The 16,022-nt window shown below is 42.0% G+C and carries 17 protein-coding genes; 12 read left to right on the top strand and 5 right to left on the bottom strand.

Annotated features, from left to right (window positions below):
* Positions 1 to 179: 179 nt before the first annotated feature.
* Together N8M93_RS01810 and N8M93_RS01805 are read left to right on the top strand one after the other, a co-directional pair.
* Positions 180 to 1,136, top strand: coding sequence for an aromatic acid exporter family protein (locus tag N8M93_RS01810; protein ID WP_261129353.1), 957 nt, complete (start codon positions 180 to 182; stop codon positions 1,134 to 1,136).
* A 60-nt stretch (positions 1,137 to 1,196) separates the two neighbouring features.
* The gene (locus N8M93_RS01805) at positions 1,197 to 1,712 is read left to right on the top strand and encodes a L,D-transpeptidase (protein ID WP_261129351.1); all 516 of its coding nucleotides are present in this window, start codon (positions 1,197 to 1,199) and stop codon (positions 1,710 to 1,712) included.
* Positions 1,713 to 1,731: 19 nt separating this feature from the next.
* Here the strand turns inward: N8M93_RS01805 and N8M93_RS01800 are convergent, their stop codons facing one another.
* Positions 1,732 to 2,100 (bottom strand): (2Fe-2S)-binding protein, encoded by a 369-nt coding sequence (locus N8M93_RS01800; RefSeq protein ID WP_261129350.1) that lies wholly within the window; start codon positions 2,098 to 2,100, stop codon positions 1,732 to 1,734.
* Between the two features lie 182 nt (positions 2,101 to 2,282).
* On the opposite strand from N8M93_RS01800, the gene N8M93_RS01795 reads away from it, so the two are divergent.
* Positions 2,283 to 2,753, top strand: a complete 471-nt coding sequence (locus tag N8M93_RS01795) for a hypothetical protein (protein ID WP_261129349.1) — start codon at positions 2,283 to 2,285, stop codon at positions 2,751 to 2,753.
* Positions 2,754 to 2,849: 96 nt separating this feature from the next.
* Here N8M93_RS01795 and N8M93_RS01790 read toward each other — a convergent pair whose 3' ends face one another.
* The 3 genes from N8M93_RS01790 to prli42 form a co-directional block, all read right to left on the bottom strand.
* Positions 2,850 to 3,701, bottom strand: coding sequence for a family 1 encapsulin nanocompartment shell protein (locus N8M93_RS01790; protein ID WP_261129348.1), 852 nt, complete (start codon positions 3,699 to 3,701; stop codon positions 2,850 to 2,852).
* Positions 3,702 to 3,707: 6 nt separating this feature from the next.
* Positions 3,708 to 4,334 (bottom strand): IMEF encapsulin system ferritin-like cargo protein, encoded by a 627-nt coding sequence (locus N8M93_RS01785; protein WP_261129667.1) that lies wholly within the window; start codon positions 4,332 to 4,334, stop codon positions 3,708 to 3,710.
* 117 nt (positions 4,335 to 4,451) lie between these two features.
* A complete protein-coding gene (gene prli42, locus N8M93_RS01780; protein ID WP_221565450.1) occupies positions 4,452 to 4,541 on the bottom strand; it encodes a stressosome-associated protein Prli42 in 90 nt (29 codons plus the stop codon).
* Between the two features lie 224 nt (positions 4,542 to 4,765).
* On the opposite strand from prli42, the gene N8M93_RS01775 reads away from it, so the two are divergent.
* From N8M93_RS01775 to N8M93_RS01755, 5 genes are all read left to right on the top strand, one after another.
* Positions 4,766 to 6,358, top strand: coding sequence for a methylmalonyl-CoA mutase (locus N8M93_RS01775; protein WP_396125354.1), 1,593 nt, complete (start codon positions 4,766 to 4,768; stop codon positions 6,356 to 6,358).
* Between the two features lie 99 nt (positions 6,359 to 6,457).
* Positions 6,458 to 7,300, top strand: a complete 843-nt coding sequence (gene mce, locus N8M93_RS01770) for a methylmalonyl-CoA epimerase (RefSeq protein ID WP_261129346.1) — start codon at positions 6,458 to 6,460, stop codon at positions 7,298 to 7,300.
* Positions 7,301 to 7,302: 2 nt separating this feature from the next.
* Positions 7,303 to 8,850 carry an acyl-CoA carboxylase subunit beta gene (locus N8M93_RS01765; RefSeq protein ID WP_261129344.1) on the top strand — a complete coding sequence of 516 codons (1,548 nt, stop codon included), beginning with the start codon at positions 7,303 to 7,305 and terminating at the stop codon, positions 8,848 to 8,850.
* A 45-nt stretch (positions 8,851 to 8,895) separates the two neighbouring features.
* Positions 8,896 to 10,026 (top strand): M20/M25/M40 family metallo-hydrolase, encoded by a 1,131-nt coding sequence (locus tag N8M93_RS01760; RefSeq protein WP_261129342.1) that lies wholly within the window; start codon positions 8,896 to 8,898, stop codon positions 10,024 to 10,026.
* Between the two features lie 540 nt (positions 10,027 to 10,566).
* The gene (locus N8M93_RS01755) at positions 10,567 to 11,064 is read left to right on the top strand and encodes a MarR family winged helix-turn-helix transcriptional regulator (protein ID WP_261129340.1); all 498 of its coding nucleotides are present in this window, start codon (positions 10,567 to 10,569) and stop codon (positions 11,062 to 11,064) included.
* Here the strand turns inward: N8M93_RS01755 and N8M93_RS01750 are convergent.
* Positions 11,061 to 11,285 (bottom strand): hypothetical protein, encoded by a 225-nt coding sequence (locus tag N8M93_RS01750; RefSeq protein WP_261129337.1) that lies wholly within the window; start codon positions 11,283 to 11,285, stop codon positions 11,061 to 11,063. The genes N8M93_RS01755 and N8M93_RS01750 overlap by 4 nt on opposite strands.
* Positions 11,286 to 11,396: 111 nt before the next feature.
* Here N8M93_RS01750 and N8M93_RS01745 point away from each other — a divergent pair, with 111 nt between their 5' ends.
* From N8M93_RS01745 to N8M93_RS01730, 4 genes are read left to right on the top strand one after another with little or no spacing between them, the layout of a single operon-like run.
* A complete protein-coding gene (locus N8M93_RS01745) occupies positions 11,397 to 12,620 on the top strand; it encodes a DNA polymerase IV (protein ID WP_261129335.1) in 1,224 nt (407 codons plus the stop codon).
* Positions 12,595 to 13,545 carry a MoxR family ATPase gene (locus N8M93_RS01740; protein ID WP_261129333.1) on the top strand — a complete coding sequence of 317 codons (951 nt, stop codon included), beginning with the start codon at positions 12,595 to 12,597 and terminating at the stop codon, positions 13,543 to 13,545. The genes N8M93_RS01745 and N8M93_RS01740 overlap by 26 nt, the downstream gene beginning before the upstream one ends.
* The gene (locus N8M93_RS01735) at positions 13,542 to 14,750 is read left to right on the top strand and encodes a DUF58 domain-containing protein (protein WP_261129332.1); all 1,209 of its coding nucleotides are present in this window, start codon (positions 13,542 to 13,544) and stop codon (positions 14,748 to 14,750) included. The genes N8M93_RS01740 and N8M93_RS01735 overlap by 4 nt, the downstream gene beginning before the upstream one ends.
* The gene (locus N8M93_RS01730) at positions 14,747 to 15,973 is read left to right on the top strand and encodes a hypothetical protein (RefSeq protein ID WP_261129331.1); all 1,227 of its coding nucleotides are present in this window, start codon (positions 14,747 to 14,749) and stop codon (positions 15,971 to 15,973) included. Before N8M93_RS01735 ends, N8M93_RS01730 begins: the two co-directional genes overlap by 4 nt.
* The last annotated feature ends 49 nt before the right edge of the window (positions 15,974 to 16,022 follow it).

The following is a 16,022-nucleotide window of genomic DNA, read 5'->3' as shown; positions in this document are numbered from 1 at the left end:
CCACCTCGATCTGGATTCTTTCCTTCTTTAAATCTCCTGTCTGCTTCGATTTTCTCTACATAGGGTGTCTTTATTTCACGAAAACTAGGGGTATGGTTTACAATAGGATATGACTCTCTAACCAATAAAGCAGGTCTCCATACATCAACAACATCTACAGAACGAAAGGGGGTTATGCCGTGTCATTTCCGATTGGTTATCGTACGTTGAAAACTGCGATTGCTGCACCGCTAGCTATTTTAATCGCCCAGGCTTTCCAGCTTGAATTTTACATATCAGCGGGTATACTTGCGGTTCTCTGCATCAAAGTAACGAAAAAGAAATCGATTGTCAGTTCATGGGAACGATTTGCAGCATGTTTGATCGGCATTGGTTTTGCATTCCTCTTTTTTGAAGGAATCTCCTATCATCCGCTCGTGCTCGGACTGCTTCTGCTGGCTTTTATACCAACCCTTGTTGCGCTCAAATTGAAGGAAGGCGTGATAACAAGCGTGGTCATCATCCTCCATTTCCTCATGATCAAGGATTTTTCTGTATCGATCGTCCTTAATGAACTTGCGATCATCATAATCGGTATCGGAATGGCGCTTGTGATGAACTTGTATATGCCGAGTATGGAATCTCAATTGAAAAAGTACCAAGAGAACGTGGAAAATAACTTTGAAAAAATCCTCAAAGAATTCTCGAGGTTTTTGAGAGAAGGGGAAAGCGATTGGGATGGAAAAGAGATCGTGACTGTTGACAGGCTGATTAAAGAGGCGAAAAGTCTTGCATTCCGTGATGTCGAAAACCATCTGACAAGACATGAAAACCAATACTATAACTATTTTAAAATGAGGGAAAAGCAGTACGAGATTCTCGGTCGGGTGATGCCGGTCATTACATCACTGGATCATACCTACGTCCAAAGCTTCCGGATAGCAGATTTCCTTGATGATTTAGCTGACGCAATCCACCCTGGGAACACGGCACAAAGGTTCCTTGATGAGCTTGAGAGAATGAGGACGACCTTTCGCAACATGGATCTTCCTAAGGATCGGGATGAGTTTGAAACCAGGTCCTCACTACATTATTTTTTACTTGAAATGGAACAATATTTGATTTTAAAAAGATATTTCAAAGCTAGAGATCAGTGATTAATCCAGTCCCCCTCTTGGCAAACTAATGAAGAAAGTTTGATGAGGGAGGATCATGGTATGGGACAACTATCACTATTTCTAGCTTCTTTTATTTTCATGATTTCACCGATTTGGCCGCTGGGAGAAAACCCTTTGCCCGGGGACCCTTATGTTATCGTCAATAAAGCCAATAATACTTTTGCTTATATCAGCAAGGGAGAAATTGATAAGACGGGGCGTGTCGCTACAGGAAAATCCAAGGCGTTGACACCTGAAGGAGAATTCAACATCATCGTCAAGGCTGTCGATCCTTATTACCGCAAAAAGGACATTCCAGGCGGGGACCCTGATAATCCTCTAGGATCTAGGTGGATTGGGTTTGATGCAAAGGATACTGATGGAAGAACATATGGTCTTCATGGAACGAATACACCAAAAGCGATCGGCCATTTTATCACAGCTGGCTGCGTCCGTTTTTTTGAGGATGACATCCAATGGTTGTACGATCATGTCCCACTCGGTACCAAAGTCCTGATCGTCGATACGAAAAAACCATTTGAACAAATCGCAAAAGAACAGCTTATTTTGGAATAGAAATCATCCAACGTTAAACTTATTTCAGGTGGGTCTGGCATGAAAGCCGGAATCCTTGGTCGACTAACTTATCAAGCTTCTCCTTTTCCTGATCATTCGGTTCGGTCAGTATGGAGTTACCTTTTAACAACTGAACTTTACATCTGCCGCATGTCCCTTTTTTACATTTAAAATCAAGCTCATTGCCTTGTTGTAGTGCGGAGTCAAGTAGCGTCATATCTTTATCCGGTCGAACCGAATATGCTGTTCCATTTTGGATAAGATATATAATAGATTCCGGATGGTTTTCTTGAGGTTCCGACACATATTTTAAGGGAGCAACATTATGACTTGCTACGGCAGAGGTGGATTGTGACTTTAATGAACCAACGGTCAAAGGCTTTTTCATATTAAAGGGATCCTCCTTTTGGCTTTTTGTAGAATTCAGGCATGACACTCCTGTGAAAAGGGAGTAAATTTCACAGGGAGAAAAATTTATATATGCTATTGACTTGAGAATGATTTTCACTTAAAATGAGAATAAATATCGTTGAGAATGATTATCATGATTACTGATAGGAGGCTTTTCAAATGGGATACGATGTAAATGGCTTCACTGACATGCATACACTTTTGACGAACGAGCGAAAAATTGGTGGAGCAATTGAAGCAAGTCGTATACGTTTGAGTACTGGTGAAGAATTTACATATCCAGTCATTACGAACATTGATTTTTCTGGTTCCACATTCTATTCGATTGGATTCATTACCGATGACGGTGAAAAATATATCGTCAATGTAAAAGATATCAGTATGATGGCATCTTGCCGCCACTGTCCGATTCAAGAATTGAAAAACGATCACTATAAAGAGCTTAAAACTAGTCAACGGCTCGACTATCTGAAACGTTTATGCGAAATCAATGAAGGTGCTTGTACACCAATATTTGAAGAAGAGGTCGCTGCAATCATCAATGATATCGGTGAAGACGCAATCGAACATGAAACGGAACTGACACATTTGAAAAAGCAGCCACATAAAAATACATTCAAAATCGCTTAGTAAAGAAAATCGGCAAAGCCAAGCCTTTGGCGATGGCTAAGCCACAGTAGTACTTATACTTTAACAGTGTAAAAAAGTAGAATCCTATTCAGGATTCTACTTTTTTGTTGGTGCATCAAGTGTACAGATTGCTGACGGACGTTTGATCCGAAGAACTGAGCTTTCATACACACGGAATAAATAGTTCATATGTTCAGTATCCATGAAGGCTGAATCGAAATCTTCAGCAATTGCAAGGTCCAGGTTTTCACGGCCAGTAGCGACCAGGACACCAGAATCTTCTTTTATGACAGGTGATTGGTAAATCCCATCGGTTACAAGCTCCCGGATGTGTTCGATCTCGAGTACATGCGTCCCTTCATGCACACGGTGGATCAATGCATAGAGGGAAGGGGAGAGAACTAGAGCATATGGCCCGCTATGCCCCATTTTAAGAAGTTTGTTTCGGGCTTCCACGATATCCGTGAATGCATTTCCTGATTTCATCCAATCCTCACGAATATGAGTCAATCTTCCTTTTACATTCATCAATCCTTCTATATCAAACTTTTTCGCCCCATTGAAAATCATATCATCTTCTAGAAGGGCAGACTGGGCAGCAGCATTGGCGGCAGCAGAGAAATCGACTGGGATATCCAGTGTTTTCGCTTGTTCAATATCACGCCAGTAGAGGATAAAATCTTTATACAGTAAAGGAATGGTGAGGTTCACACGTTTCGTCGGCTCAGATAGCTGAAGGTTTTCACCATGATAGCCCATCGATCCAAGTTCTTTCTCTTCATATACATCGTTGGTGACTGTTTGCACACCTTGACCTAGTGGACCATAAATATCGATGAAACGCCTCCCGATCAGTTGTCTTTTGATACTGTCCATGATTGTGGAATCCAATTGCTGCCAATCACGATCACTTAATGGAGAATCTGCAAATACATCAACTTTGTTCATAATTATTTACCTCCCTTTAAGACTTCCGACTGTAAGTCCTTTTTTATAGCGTCTACCATTTTCAGGATCAGTTTCGGGTACTGGTTTTGGTGTAGGGTTTGAAATTTGATTCGATGTTTGGGATGTGTACATATCCACTTTCAAGTGGCCAGCTTTGCCTTCCTTTTCATCTGTTGGAATCGAGGCTGCGGTACTTACGACCCCTTCAAACTGATCATTCAAGTTATCCAACATTGCTTTGATGGTTTGGTAATCTTCGTTTGTCATATCCCGAAGGCTTTGCAGACTCGATTCGTGTTCTGTACCTTTGAACTGGAATAATGCGAGATCCAAATGCTCTAAGAAATTATGAAGCCCGAATTTTTCAAGGCTGATATCCTGCAGGACTCTTACGAATTCATGATTTGAAGGATGGGAAGTCTCAGGATTATTGATGAAATGATCAAGTTTTGGGTTCAACATTGTCAATCGATCCTGACGATGTTCTTCTTCTTCATAAATGTGATGGAAATAGAGCCTCTCATGCTCGTCTTTTGCATTTTCGATTGTTGGTTCAAGGATACCCATGAAAACGTTCAAAGCATCCTCGGTTCTGGAAAAAATGTTTTTCAATTCCTGGAATTGTTCTGACATCACATCACACGCTCCTTTCTGTCTGACTTCTCCGCTTTCAATCATCATTGCCGATTTGAACGACTTTTATCCTTTTTAAGCTTGGTAAGACTTGCTTAGCCTTCCAAGCGATCAAGGTTAAAACATGAATGCAACGTTTGCAAGAAGTGAAATGCACATGGCGATGATCATCAGATAGATCATGATTTTCATCCATTTGTTACGCATTGCTATTACCTCCTAAGATTCTTACATCTTATTGTACAGAGAAAAGGTTAGCGGGACAAGCACAAAGCGTGTCGAGTTTTTTCGAGAAAATGCAGGAGTTAACCGCTTTCATAGAGAAGTGAAGTAGGTGGTTAACATGTATGCAAAAGGAGGCTTCTAGAATGGAACATGAAAAAGGGTTTGAGCAAGCTTACAAAGAGTGGAAAGAAACGACAAAAACGTTGATGAATCGATTTCCAGAACGTAAAGAAGCGTTCAAGACTTCATCCAGTATCGATATTGAAAGACTTTACCTCCCTGAACAATTACATTCAACATATATGGAGAAACTCGGCCTTCCGGGTCAATATCCTTTTACAAGAGGGATCCAGCCAACGATGTACCGAGCAAGACACTGGACGATGCGTCAGTATGCGGGGTTCGGGTCTGCTGAAGAAACGAACAATCGGTTCCGTTACCTTCTGGATCAGGGACAGACTGGATTATCAGTTGCATTCGATCTTCCTACTCAGATCGGGTACGATTCGGATCATTCCATGTCAAGGGGAGAGGTGGGAAAAGTCGGGGTTGCTATCGACTCTCTAGAAGACATGGAAGCATTATTGAAGGATATTCCGTTGGATAAAGTAAGTACGTCAATGACAATCAACGCCCCGGCAGCTGTCCTATTGGCGATGTATATCGTGGTGGCTGAAAAACAAGGGATATCTCCGGACAAGATATCTGGAACAATACAAAATGATATTTTAAAAGAATACATTGCGAGAGGGACGTATATCTTTCCACCGAAGCCTTCAATGCGCTTGATTACAGATATTTTCGCATACTGTGCTGAAAATGTACCTCGATGGAACACTATCAGTATCTCGGGTTATCACATTCGTGAGGCTGGTGCAACAGCAGCGCAGGAATTAGCTTTCACGATTGCGAATGGAAAAGCATATGTTGAAGCGGCTCTGGAAGCTGGCCTGGATATCGATCAGTTTGCACCTCGTCTGGCCTTCTTCTTCAATGCGCATAATGAGTTTTTCGAAGAAATTGCTAAATTCAGAGCGGCACGGAGAATGTGGGCAAAAATCATGAAAGAAACGTATCTTGCAAAGAATCCGAAGAGCTGGCAGCTTCGGTTTCATACTCAAACTGGCGGTTCCACGTTAACTGCTCAGCAGCCAGATAACAATGTCGTCCGTGTAACAGTCCAAGCACTTTCTGCAATATTGGGTGGGACGCAAAGCCTGCATACGAATTCCCGTGACGAGGCACTCGCCCTTCCGACAGAAGAATCTGCTAGAATTGCGTTACGGACACAACAGATCCTTGCCAATGAAAGTGGTGTAGCGGATACCGTCGATCCACTTGCCGGTTCTTATTATGTAGAATCTTTGACAGATGAACTTGAAAACGAAGCGAATCTTTACCTGGAAAAAATCAATGAACTCGGTGGAGCTGTTTCCGCTGTCGAACAGGGTTACATGCAACGTGAAATTCATCATACCGCTTATGAAACGCAAAAAGCGATTGAAAAAGGGGAGCAGATCGTCGTAGGCATGAATGCTTATCAACTGGATGACGAGCCGAAACCTGAATTGCATCGATTGGATCCGGAATTGAGTGCGAACCAGGTAAGGAAACTTGGTGAAGTACGGGATAGTAGAGATCAACAACGAGCGAGCGCTCAGTTAGAAGAATTGCGTAAAGCAGCTCAAGATTCGGAAAATCTCATGCCTCTTATCGTTGAATGTGTTCGTTCCTATTGTACAATTGGAGAAATATGTGGCGTGCTGCGTGAAGAGTTCGGCGAATTTACGGGTATATGATTTTATGTTTGACCAGTCCTTTTATAAAGCTTAAAGAAATATACAACTGTGACTAAACCTGCCTAGCTGACTCTTAGCAGGTATACGGAGGTAGTGGAGATGAAAAAGAAAATACGAGTTTTGATTGCAAAACCAGGTCTTGATGGTCACGATCGCGGAGCATTGATCATATCTCAAGCGTTGCGTGATTATGGGATGGAGGTCATTTATACAGGTTTAAGACAGACTCCTGAACAAATCGTCGCCTCAGCGATACAAGAGGATGTTGATGCAATCGGTTTGTCATGTCTGTCCGGTGCACACAATGAGCTTTTTCCTGAAATTGTAAAGGGTTTGAAAGCCCAAGGAGCGGATGACATCATTGTCATTGGTGGAGGGGTGATACCGTGGGAAGACATTCCGTTCTTAGAAGAGCAAGGCATACAGAAAATCTTTACACCTGGCACCCCGTCCATCGAAACCGCAAAATATATTGAAAAAGTAGTATATCAGCGTGATGGGATTTCAGTGGAAACCCCCGTGGATATCGTCCGAAAAATCGATCACATTGGAATTGCAGTAAAATCTCTTGATGAATCATTGCCTTTCTATTTAGATATACTACAGCTTAAATTAGAAGGCATTGAAGAAGTGGCTACAGAAGCTGTGAAGGTAGCGTTTGTAAATGCTGGAAACGTCAAGCTCGAGCTGTTGGAACCGACTTCAGGCTCTAGCCCGATCCAATCGTTTTTAGAAAAGCGGGGATCAGGTATACATCACGTTGCATTAGGTGTTGAGAACATAAAAGACCGAATCCAGGAAATTAAACAGAAGGGGATCCAAATGATTCATGATACGCCTAAACCGGGATCAGGAGGCGCCTCAATTGCTTTTATGCATCCGAAATCAACAAATGGTGTACTTTATGAATTATGTGAGAAACCATCGAAGGAGCGTTTGTAGGAATGGACATCTATGATAAAATCAATGAACTTTATGATCGACGCCGTCAAGTTGAAATGGGTGGCGGTGATGAACGGATCGAAAAGCAGCATGAAAAAGGGAAGCTCACGGCAAGGGAACGAATCGATCTGCTTCTAGATAAAGACAGCTTTGTAGAAATCAATTCATTCATTGAACATCGAAGCTCTGATTTCGGTATGGATAAAAATCACGCACCTGGTGAGGGAGTAGTCACTGGATACGGGACCATCCATGGGAGACCCGTTTATTTGTTTGCTCAGGATTTCACTGTTTTCGGTGGGGCCTTGGGAGAAATGCATGCTCAAAAGATTGCAAAGGTGATGGATTTGGCAGCAGAAAATGGCGCCCCTTTCATCGGTCTAAATGATTCAGGTGGTGCGCGGATCCAGGAAGGCGTCGTTTCTCTTGATGGATACGGACAGATTTTCTATCGAAATTCGATATACTCCGGCGTAATCCCGCAGATTTCTGTCATTTTAGGTCCTTGTGCAGGCGGTGCTGTCTATTCACCGGCGATCACGGATTTCGTGTTCATGGTTGAGAAGACAAGCCAAATGTTCATTACTGGACCGAAAGTCATCGAGACCGTTACTGGTGAAAAAATCAGTTCAGAAGACTTGGGCGGGGCGAAGGTACATGGTACGAAAAGCGGGAATGCCCACTTTACAGCGCCGACAGAAGAGGAAGTGCTTCAGGAAGTCCGGCGACTGCTCGAATATTTACCGCAAAATAGTGAAGAACGTCCTGAACCGAAGCAAGTCGAGAATGAATCCGATTACAGGGAGAACCTTGCGGATGTCGTTCCATTTGAAACGATTCGCCCTTATGATGTAAGAAATGTTATCCTTGAGGTTGTGGATGAAGATTCATTCATGGAGGTCCACAAGGATTTTGCGAAGAATATCGTGGTCGGCTTCGGCCGGATAAACGGTGAGGCTATCGGATTGATCTGTAATCAGCCTAAAGTGATGGCTGGCGGTTTGGATATCGATTCATCTGATAAAGTTGCTCGCTTCATCCGGTTCTGTGATAGTTTCAATATCCCTTTGATTACATTTGAGGACGTTACAGGGTTTTTCCCTGGCATCAAACAGGAGCATGGGGGTATTATAAGACATGGCGCTAAAATCTTGTATGCTTATTCAGAAGCGACTGTCCCGAAGATCACAGTCATTACACGAAAAGCATACGGTGGAGCATATGTTGCACTCAACAGTAAGTCAATCGGAGCAGATCTCGTGTTTGCTTGGCCAAACGCGGAAATTGCCGTGATGGGACCTGAAGGAGCGGCTAATATCATTTTTGCACGTGAAATCAACAATAGTGAAAACCCAGAACAAACGAGACAGGAAAAGATTGCGGAATACCGTGAGAAGTTTGCGAACCCTTACGTTGCTGCAGCCAGAGGAATGGTCGATGATGTCATCGATCCTAGAGACACAAGAATCAAGCTTACTCAGGCATTACATATGCTGCGCAACAAAAAAGTGAACCGTCCTTATAAAAAGCACGGAAACATCCCACTTTAATACTATCTCTTTTGATAGATCGGCTAGATTAGAAAGGAGAATACAATGATCAATCAAGACAGAATTGTTGAAGAGTTTCTGGAATTGGTCCAAATCGACTCGGATACAAAACATGAAGAAGAAATCTCAAAAGTTCTCAAACAGAAATTTTCAGATTTAGGTTTAGAAGTATTTGAGGACGACGCTAAAGATAAAACAGACCATGGTGCAGGGAATCTCATTTGCACATTGCCGGCTACTAATGATAATGCTGATTCCATCTATTTCACTTCCCACATGGACACGGTCCTTCCAGGAAAGGGAGTTAAGCCATCCATTGAAGAGGGTTATATCAAAAGCGACGGGACGACAATTCTTGGGGCTGATGACAAGGCAGGATTGGCAGCGATGTTCGAGGCAATCAAAATCCTCAAAGAGGAAAGTATCCCTCATGGTAAAATCCAGTTTGTCATTACTGTAGGTGAGGAATCTGGTCTTGTCGGAGCTAAGGAGCTTGATCCAGAACAAATAGATGCACAGTATGGGTTTGCTCTTGATTCAGACGGTAAAGTGGGGAACATTATTGTAGCAGCACCGACTCAAGCGAAAATCAAGGCTGCGATCAAGGGAAAGACAGCGCATGCAGGGGTTGCACCTGAAAAAGGTGTTTCTGCAATCACGATTGCTGCGAAAGCTATCGCAAAAATGCCCCTCGGTCGAATTGATGAAGAAACAACTGCAAATATCGGTAGATTCGAGGGCGGTGCAGGAACAAATACAAACATCGTCATCGATCATGTCGATATTTTAGCTGAAGCACGGTCATTAGTCCCTGAAAAAATGGAAGCACAGGTACAGAAGATGAAGGAAGCTTTTGAAAGTACAGCTCAAACAATGGGCGGTAAAGCTGATGTTGAAATCAAAGTCATGTATCCAGGCTTCAAATTCGATCATGGGGACCATGTGGTGGAAGTCGCGAAACAAGCTGTTGAAAAGATCGGAAGAAAACCTGAGCTGCAACAAAGTGGTGGAGGCAGTGACGCCAATATCATTGCTGGATTCGGTATTCCAACAGTAAACTTAGCTGTTGGTTATGAAGAAATTCATACTACGAATGAACGGATGCCGATCGAAGAGCTTGTCAAAACTTCGGAACTTGTAGTGAGAATCATAGAAGAAGTTGGAACTGCCAAGTAATCTGTTTGATAAATGGTTGACCGGGTGAAGTTGGACTTCCTTTGGTCAACTTCTTTTTTGTACTTAAAGAAAGTATATTAATACTTTCTTCAGTATAAGCGCAACTAATGGCTCAGCCTACGCCTGCGGCTTGGCTTTGCCAAGTTTTCTTTATACTCATATAGGTACGCTTAATCATTTTTCGTAGATATTTGTGTAAAAAGTAACCTTTGGCCGGATTCCATGATAAAGTGGCCGGATTCTTCTGAAATTCCACCGGATTATTCACATGAATGGCCGGAATGCTTCAGTTTTCCGCCGGAATAGTTACAAGAAATCGGGTTTTTCAAACGGGAAATTACAATTGAATGTATCTTTCAAGTTTCTTTCTCCTAGTTAACTGCTTATTTTATATCCTTCCTTGGTTCTAGGCAAATACAGGACCTAGGTATCGAATTTTGTTAGATAAGCATTGAAAGGTGTCGACTCTTACAATATATGTTAATATAAAACTACCTTTTAATGCCTATTAAATAGAATAGAGAAAGCGAGGCGTTGGTAGTGAAATTAGCTAATCTACATATCATGATGAACTATCTGAGAGGAACCTACAAAGTACTGGAAGAAGAGTGGCAGAAATCAGCAAGAAGCATTGGGCTTACCCAGGCAGAACAGCACGTACTATGGATCGTACAACTTGAGAAAGAAGCGACGATAACGAAAATCGCTACGATTGGGTTGTGGGATGTTTCTACTGTCATGCAAGTCATTACACGTCTCAAGCAAAAAGGCCTCATCACCCTTATCAAAAAGAGTTCAGACCGCAGGGTATCATACGCTGTTTTGACAGATAAAGGAAAAGAGAAATATGAAGAATCCAAACAATTTTCCTATAAATTGTATGAGTATCTAGAAAACTTTGGGGAAAACTCAAATGAAAACAGACAGTTTGTAGAAAACTTGATGAAATTTCACCGGGAGTTGAATCAACATTTCCATGGGAGTGAGTTCATCGATTGGACAGAACAGACTGCTAAAACGATGAATAAAGGTAGTTAATGGCAACTGTGGAATATTCGGAGGTTTGCATCTTCGCTGTAAGAACAACTGAATTCCAATGATTCGATGATCAATTCTACAGAAACACCGATGTGTCTAGAAAGCTCAATAATCGTGGGGGAGCGCTGATTTATGCTTCTCAGTTGTTCTAAAGTGTCCAGGACCTTCAATTGAACAGCTGGATAAGGGGTACATGAATAATGTCGAATTCGATTGTACATGTAAATTACCTCCCTCCGTTATATAGCTTCATTTTATCACCTTTTAATAGAATATTCAAAATATTCTTAAAATAATATTTTTTGGCGATTATGTTCGAGGTGAAGGAGTTCATGTTGAAAAAGAACAAAACAGCAAGAATAATCTTCCATGTTGATATGAACAGTTTTTATGCTTCAGTCGAATGTGCACGTGATCCGAATTTACGTGGTAAACCACTTGCCATTGCTGGGAATGTTGAAGAACGGAGAGGGATCGTTGTCACAAGCAGCTATGAAGCGAGGGCAAAAGGTGTACGTACAACGATGCCTGTTTGGGAGGCAAGACAGAAGTGCCCGGAACTCATTGTCATGCCACCTTCCTTTGAACGCTATCGTACAGCTTCGCGAAAGATGTTCAATTTATTATCGGAATATACAGATCTAGTAGAACCTATCTCAATTGATGAAGGTTATATGGATATTACGGAAAGGTTTACTGAGTATTCACCAATAGAAATGGCAAAAGAAATTCAGCATCGTTTGATGGAAGAACAGCAATTACCGTGCAGTATTGGTATTGCACCAAATAAGTTTTTGGCGAAAATGGCTTCTGATATGAAAAAGCCGCTGGGAATCACCGTATTGAGAAAAAGGGAACTGGCAACAAAACTATGGCCATTACCCATTGAAGAAATGCATGGAGTAGGGAAGAAAACGATGGAGAAATTCCATGAGGTGAAGATTTACACCATTGGTGACTTAGCATCCAAAAGTCAGCATGAAGTGAAGCTTCATCTTGGCAGGAATGGCGAGAAACTGTGGAACCGTGCAAAAGGGATTGATGATCGACCAGTAGATCCAGAAGCATCTAGTGAATTCAAATCAGTAGGAACCTCTACGACATTACCCCGTGATATACTCCATTCTGATAACGCAGCTAAAGTACTGAGGGAACTTTCAGAGTCACTCGAACAACGATTGAAACGAAAGAAAGTCGTCACTACTTCCATCCAAATCACCATCCGTTATGCAAACCGCAAAACAATCACCCGGAGCCAGACGTTTTCAAATCCAGTTCAACAGAAGGACGAAATCTTTGATATTGCCTATCATCTTTTTAAAGAACATTGGGATGATCGACCGGTGCGGTTGTTGGGGGTCACTGCGACTCAAGTGATTGAGAAAAGCAGTGCAACCAGACAATTGGACTTGTTTTCATATAAAGAACATACAAAAGATGAACAACTTTTTGAAACGTTGGATCGTCTTAATCGTAAGTATGGGAATCAATCGATTCGAAGAGGTATAGAGAAAAAGGGGGATGTCAGTAATGGAAGTGAAGATGAAACTGAATGAAGTAAAAGAATCGATCGGCAAAGTTCTGATCGGTAAGGAAGAAAGTGTCGAGCTGATTCTGGTTGCATTGCTTGCAAAGGGGCATGTGTTGATGGAAGATGTGCCCGGCACAGGGAAGACGATGCTGGCGAAAAGTATCGCAAAATCCATCGCAGGTTCATTCGGGCGTATCCAATTCACACCGGATGTATTGCCATCAGATGTAACAGGGATCCAATATCTCAATCCGAAAACAAGGGAATTTGAAACGAGATTCGGGCCGGTGATGACGCATGTGCTTCTTGCTGATGAAATCAACCGTGCTACTCCGAGGACACAATCGAGTCTCCTGGAAGTGATGGAAGAGAGGCAGGTAACGATTGATGGTGCAACGAGTGCTCTGCCTAATCCGTTTATCGTACTGGCGACACAGAATCCGATTGAATCACATGGAACCTTTCCATTACCTGAAGCGCAAATGGATCGTTTTCTATTAAAATTGAACGTCGGCTATCCATCTTTACTCGAGGAGCAACAGATGATGAGAGCTTATCGTAAAGAAGAGCCGATAGAACATCTAGAGTCAATTTTTTCACCTGATGAAATCATTCAGATGCAGAAGATGATTAAAGAAGTCCACCTTTCTGATGAAATCGAGTCGTACCTATTGAGAATCATCATGGAGACGCGCCGATCAAAAAATATCGAAGTTGGTGTAAGTCCTCGTGGAACGTTAGCTTTCATGCGTGCATTACAAGCATATGCCTGGATCAATGGAAGGGAGTATGTAGTTCCGGAAGACTGTAAGAAGCTTGCACCATACGTTTTATCACATCGTCTTGTTCTTTCGATGGAAGGTGAATTGCGTAAAACGCAGAGACAAGTGATCCTGGATATTCTGGATGAAGTCGAGGTGCCAGTCGAGTCTGGAGCGGTCAACCAATGATCTGGCGCAGAATCCTGAATTCGGATAGAAGTATACGAATACTTCGTGTCCTAGCAATCTTTTTGATCATATTTGCGATTTATGGGAAATCCTATCTGATGTTTTTGGCTGGGGTTTTGATAGGGTTGAGCTCTTTCATGTCGATGTATTATATCCACAAAGTATCGCAAAAACTTTTTTATGCAAATGAAAAAGAGAAGGTCAGGTTATTTCCGGAAGATGAGACGACGTGGAACATGTCGTTGACCAATTACAGTAAATTACCTGTGTTCAATGCTAGACTCAGGTTACTCGTAAATAATAATATTACGTTCCAAAATATGAATCCAACTGAAGAACGAAAGAATGCAGATGAATATATTTTGCCGTTATCCTTTTTCCCTGGTGAAGAAAAGAATATGACTTTTGAAATCAAGGGGCTGAAACGAGGGGTCGCGAAAATCTCGAATTTAGAAGTTCATGTCTCTGACTTACTCAGTCTTGCAACTGTGAAAATGATCAACGATCGGCTCATACAAACGGAATTCATAGTTTACCCTACGATTCTACCTGTATCTGGAGTAGAAGATTTGATCAAGTTTAGTCAGGGGACACGCCCTGTTCAGAGCTCTTTGTATGAAGATCACACTGCAGTGGTGGGGACACGTGATTATCTTCCCGGGGATTCGTTCCAACGCATTCATTGGAAAGCATCTGCAAGAATGGAAGAAATGCAGACCAAGCTGCACGAAAAGACCGTCTTACAATCATGGACAATCCTCCTGAACGTCGTTATGGATCCAGAGGAAGTCGCGCATATAAGGGAATCTGAATTATTGGAAAAACAAATCAGCCATACGGCTTACTTATGCCAATACGCAGTACAGCATCATATTCCATTTGAAATTTTCGTGAATATCAAAACGATGGGGAGATTGCCATTCATGCATCTGGAAATGGGAGAAGGGAAATCTCATCTGGTCAAAGCGTTGGAGTTATTGGCAAGGTTGAACATCAATAGCATCAGGATGCCGATGTTCCGTGTACTGACCCTTTTCAACCGGCAACAGGTGGATGCAACAGTCGTCATCCTGGTCGGGGATGATAAATCAGATGCAGCGTATTATTATGAATGGCTCAGACAAGGAATTGATCTACATAAGGTTTACATCGATGCAGACAGTGCTAAGCTAGAGCACTATGCTCCCAGGAGGTCGATTTCATGAATAAATGGGCGTACATTCGCTCCAGGTGGTTGAATTATTCCCTGGATATCCTGCTCCTCTTGTTAATTACAACATGGTTGTACGCACCTTTCGAAACGAGCGTCATTGTCCCTACACTGATCGTGATGATTGGGGGAGGGATACTCTATGAAATGATTTTACCGCGAATGGAGCTGACAACCGGGAAAATCATTATAACGATACCACTTATCTGGGGAATCGGTCTCGTGGCTGGATTAGGTGAAGATTTGTTCTATCTTGCAGTATTAGGTGTGATTACTACAATCCGTTATTCCAGACATTATGCCGATGCTGATCTCCAACAAGAGTTTCCGATTTTGCTATCAACGACCATTGGCGCTATCTTCTTCTTTTTTCTGTACAATACCAATGATCAACTGGTATATGTTCTTTGGATTGCGATTTCTCAATTTTGCATGTTCGTATTTGTACGTTTAAATAGAATGATGGTGCAACAACCAGCTGATCCTGAATTAAAACGTTTTTTATACTACATGATTTCCGCATTTTTCGGTATTTCTGTCGTCATTGCCATTTTTCTTCCTGTCGTGAAGGCTGGCGCATTTTTCGTGTTGAAAATCGTTACAGCTGTTTTGTCGCTCATCTTTTTTCTTCCTTTGAACGCTTTTTTCAATTGGTTCGCAAACATATTTTCACCTGGAGAATTGCAACAAGAGGGTGACGATCAAGAAGGTACAGTAGAAGTAAGGCCTGAGGAGCTTGGTGAGTTCAATATCGAAGCTTCAGATACTCTATTGAATATCATACTTCTGATCGGATTGCTCCTATTGGTATGGTATGTCTATAAGTATTATAAAAATAAGATCAAGATAATGGATTATTCTACAGTTTCAGCTGGAATCGATTCAAGGAAAGCTGGTGGTACGAACCCTGAATCTCTATTTGGATTTAAACGGAGTAAACCACCTGAAAACAATATAAGGAAACAACTGTATAAATTAGAAAAAAGGATGGCGAAGATCACTTACGGCCGTTTTCAACATGAATCTGCCTCCGAATGGATGAACAGAGTTAATGCACCAGAGGAATTACAATGCGAAATTGATCGGATTTATAAGAGGGTACGATATGGCGAGGAAGAGGTCAATGAACAGGAAGCAGAACAATACCGGAAGTCGATTTCAGCATTGAACCATTGGGCGAAAAAGAAATACCGTTCAACGAAAAAAGATAAAGAATAGCAAAAGGAACTTGGTTTTCAAATGCACCTATAAATGTTGGCTAGTTAAG

Source organism: Bacillus sp. Marseille-Q3570, assembly GCF_946151055.1.
Taxonomy (GTDB): Bacteria; Bacillota; Bacilli; order Bacillales; family Fictibacillaceae; genus Pseudalkalibacillus.
The sequence above is the reverse complement of the archived record's forward strand: the minus strand, read 5'-3'. Positions and strand labels throughout refer to the sequence as shown.

Excerpts from the sequence above, each read along its gene's own strand:
- N8M93_RS01790 (WP_261129348.1), bottom strand. The coding sequence starts at position 3,701 with ATGAACAAAGTTGATGTATTTGCAGATTCTCCATTAAGTGATCGTGAT.
- mce (WP_261129346.1), top strand. The coding sequence starts at position 6,458 with ATGAAAAAGAAAATACGAGTTTTGATTGCAAAACCAGGTCTTGATGGT.
- N8M93_RS01795 (WP_261129349.1), top strand. The coding sequence starts at position 2,283 with ATGGGATACGATGTAAATGGCTTCACTGACATGCATACACTTTTGACG.
- N8M93_RS01735 (WP_261129332.1), top strand. The coding sequence starts at position 13,542 with ATGATCTGGCGCAGAATCCTGAATTCGGATAGAAGTATACGAATACTT.
- N8M93_RS01805 (WP_261129351.1), top strand. The coding sequence starts at position 1,197 with ATGGGACAACTATCACTATTTCTAGCTTCTTTTATTTTCATGATTTCA.
- N8M93_RS01785 (WP_261129667.1), bottom strand. The coding sequence starts at position 4,334 with ATGTCAGAACAATTCCAGGAATTGAAAAACATTTTTTCCAGAACCGAG.
- N8M93_RS01740 (WP_261129333.1), top strand. The coding sequence starts at position 12,595 with ATGGAAGTGAAGATGAAACTGAATGAAGTAAAAGAATCGATCGGCAAA.
- prli42 (WP_221565450.1), bottom strand. The coding sequence starts at position 4,541 with ATGCGTAACAAATGGATGAAAATCATGATCTATCTGATGATCATCGCC.
- N8M93_RS01775 (WP_396125354.1), top strand. The coding sequence starts at position 4,766 with ATGAATCGATTTCCAGAACGTAAAGAAGCGTTCAAGACTTCATCCAGT.
- N8M93_RS01745 (WP_261129335.1), top strand. The coding sequence starts at position 11,397 with ATGTTGAAAAAGAACAAAACAGCAAGAATAATCTTCCATGTTGATATG.
- N8M93_RS01750 (WP_261129337.1), bottom strand. The coding sequence starts at position 11,285 with ATGTACAATCGAATTCGACATTATTCATGTACCCCTTATCCAGCTGTT.
- N8M93_RS01800 (WP_261129350.1), bottom strand. The coding sequence starts at position 2,100 with ATGAAAAAGCCTTTGACCGTTGGTTCATTAAAGTCACAATCCACCTCT.
- N8M93_RS01765 (WP_261129344.1), top strand. The coding sequence starts at position 7,303 with ATGGACATCTATGATAAAATCAATGAACTTTATGATCGACGCCGTCAA.
- N8M93_RS01760 (WP_261129342.1), top strand. The coding sequence starts at position 8,896 with ATGATCAATCAAGACAGAATTGTTGAAGAGTTTCTGGAATTGGTCCAA.
- N8M93_RS01730 (WP_261129331.1), top strand. The coding sequence starts at position 14,747 with ATGAATAAATGGGCGTACATTCGCTCCAGGTGGTTGAATTATTCCCTG.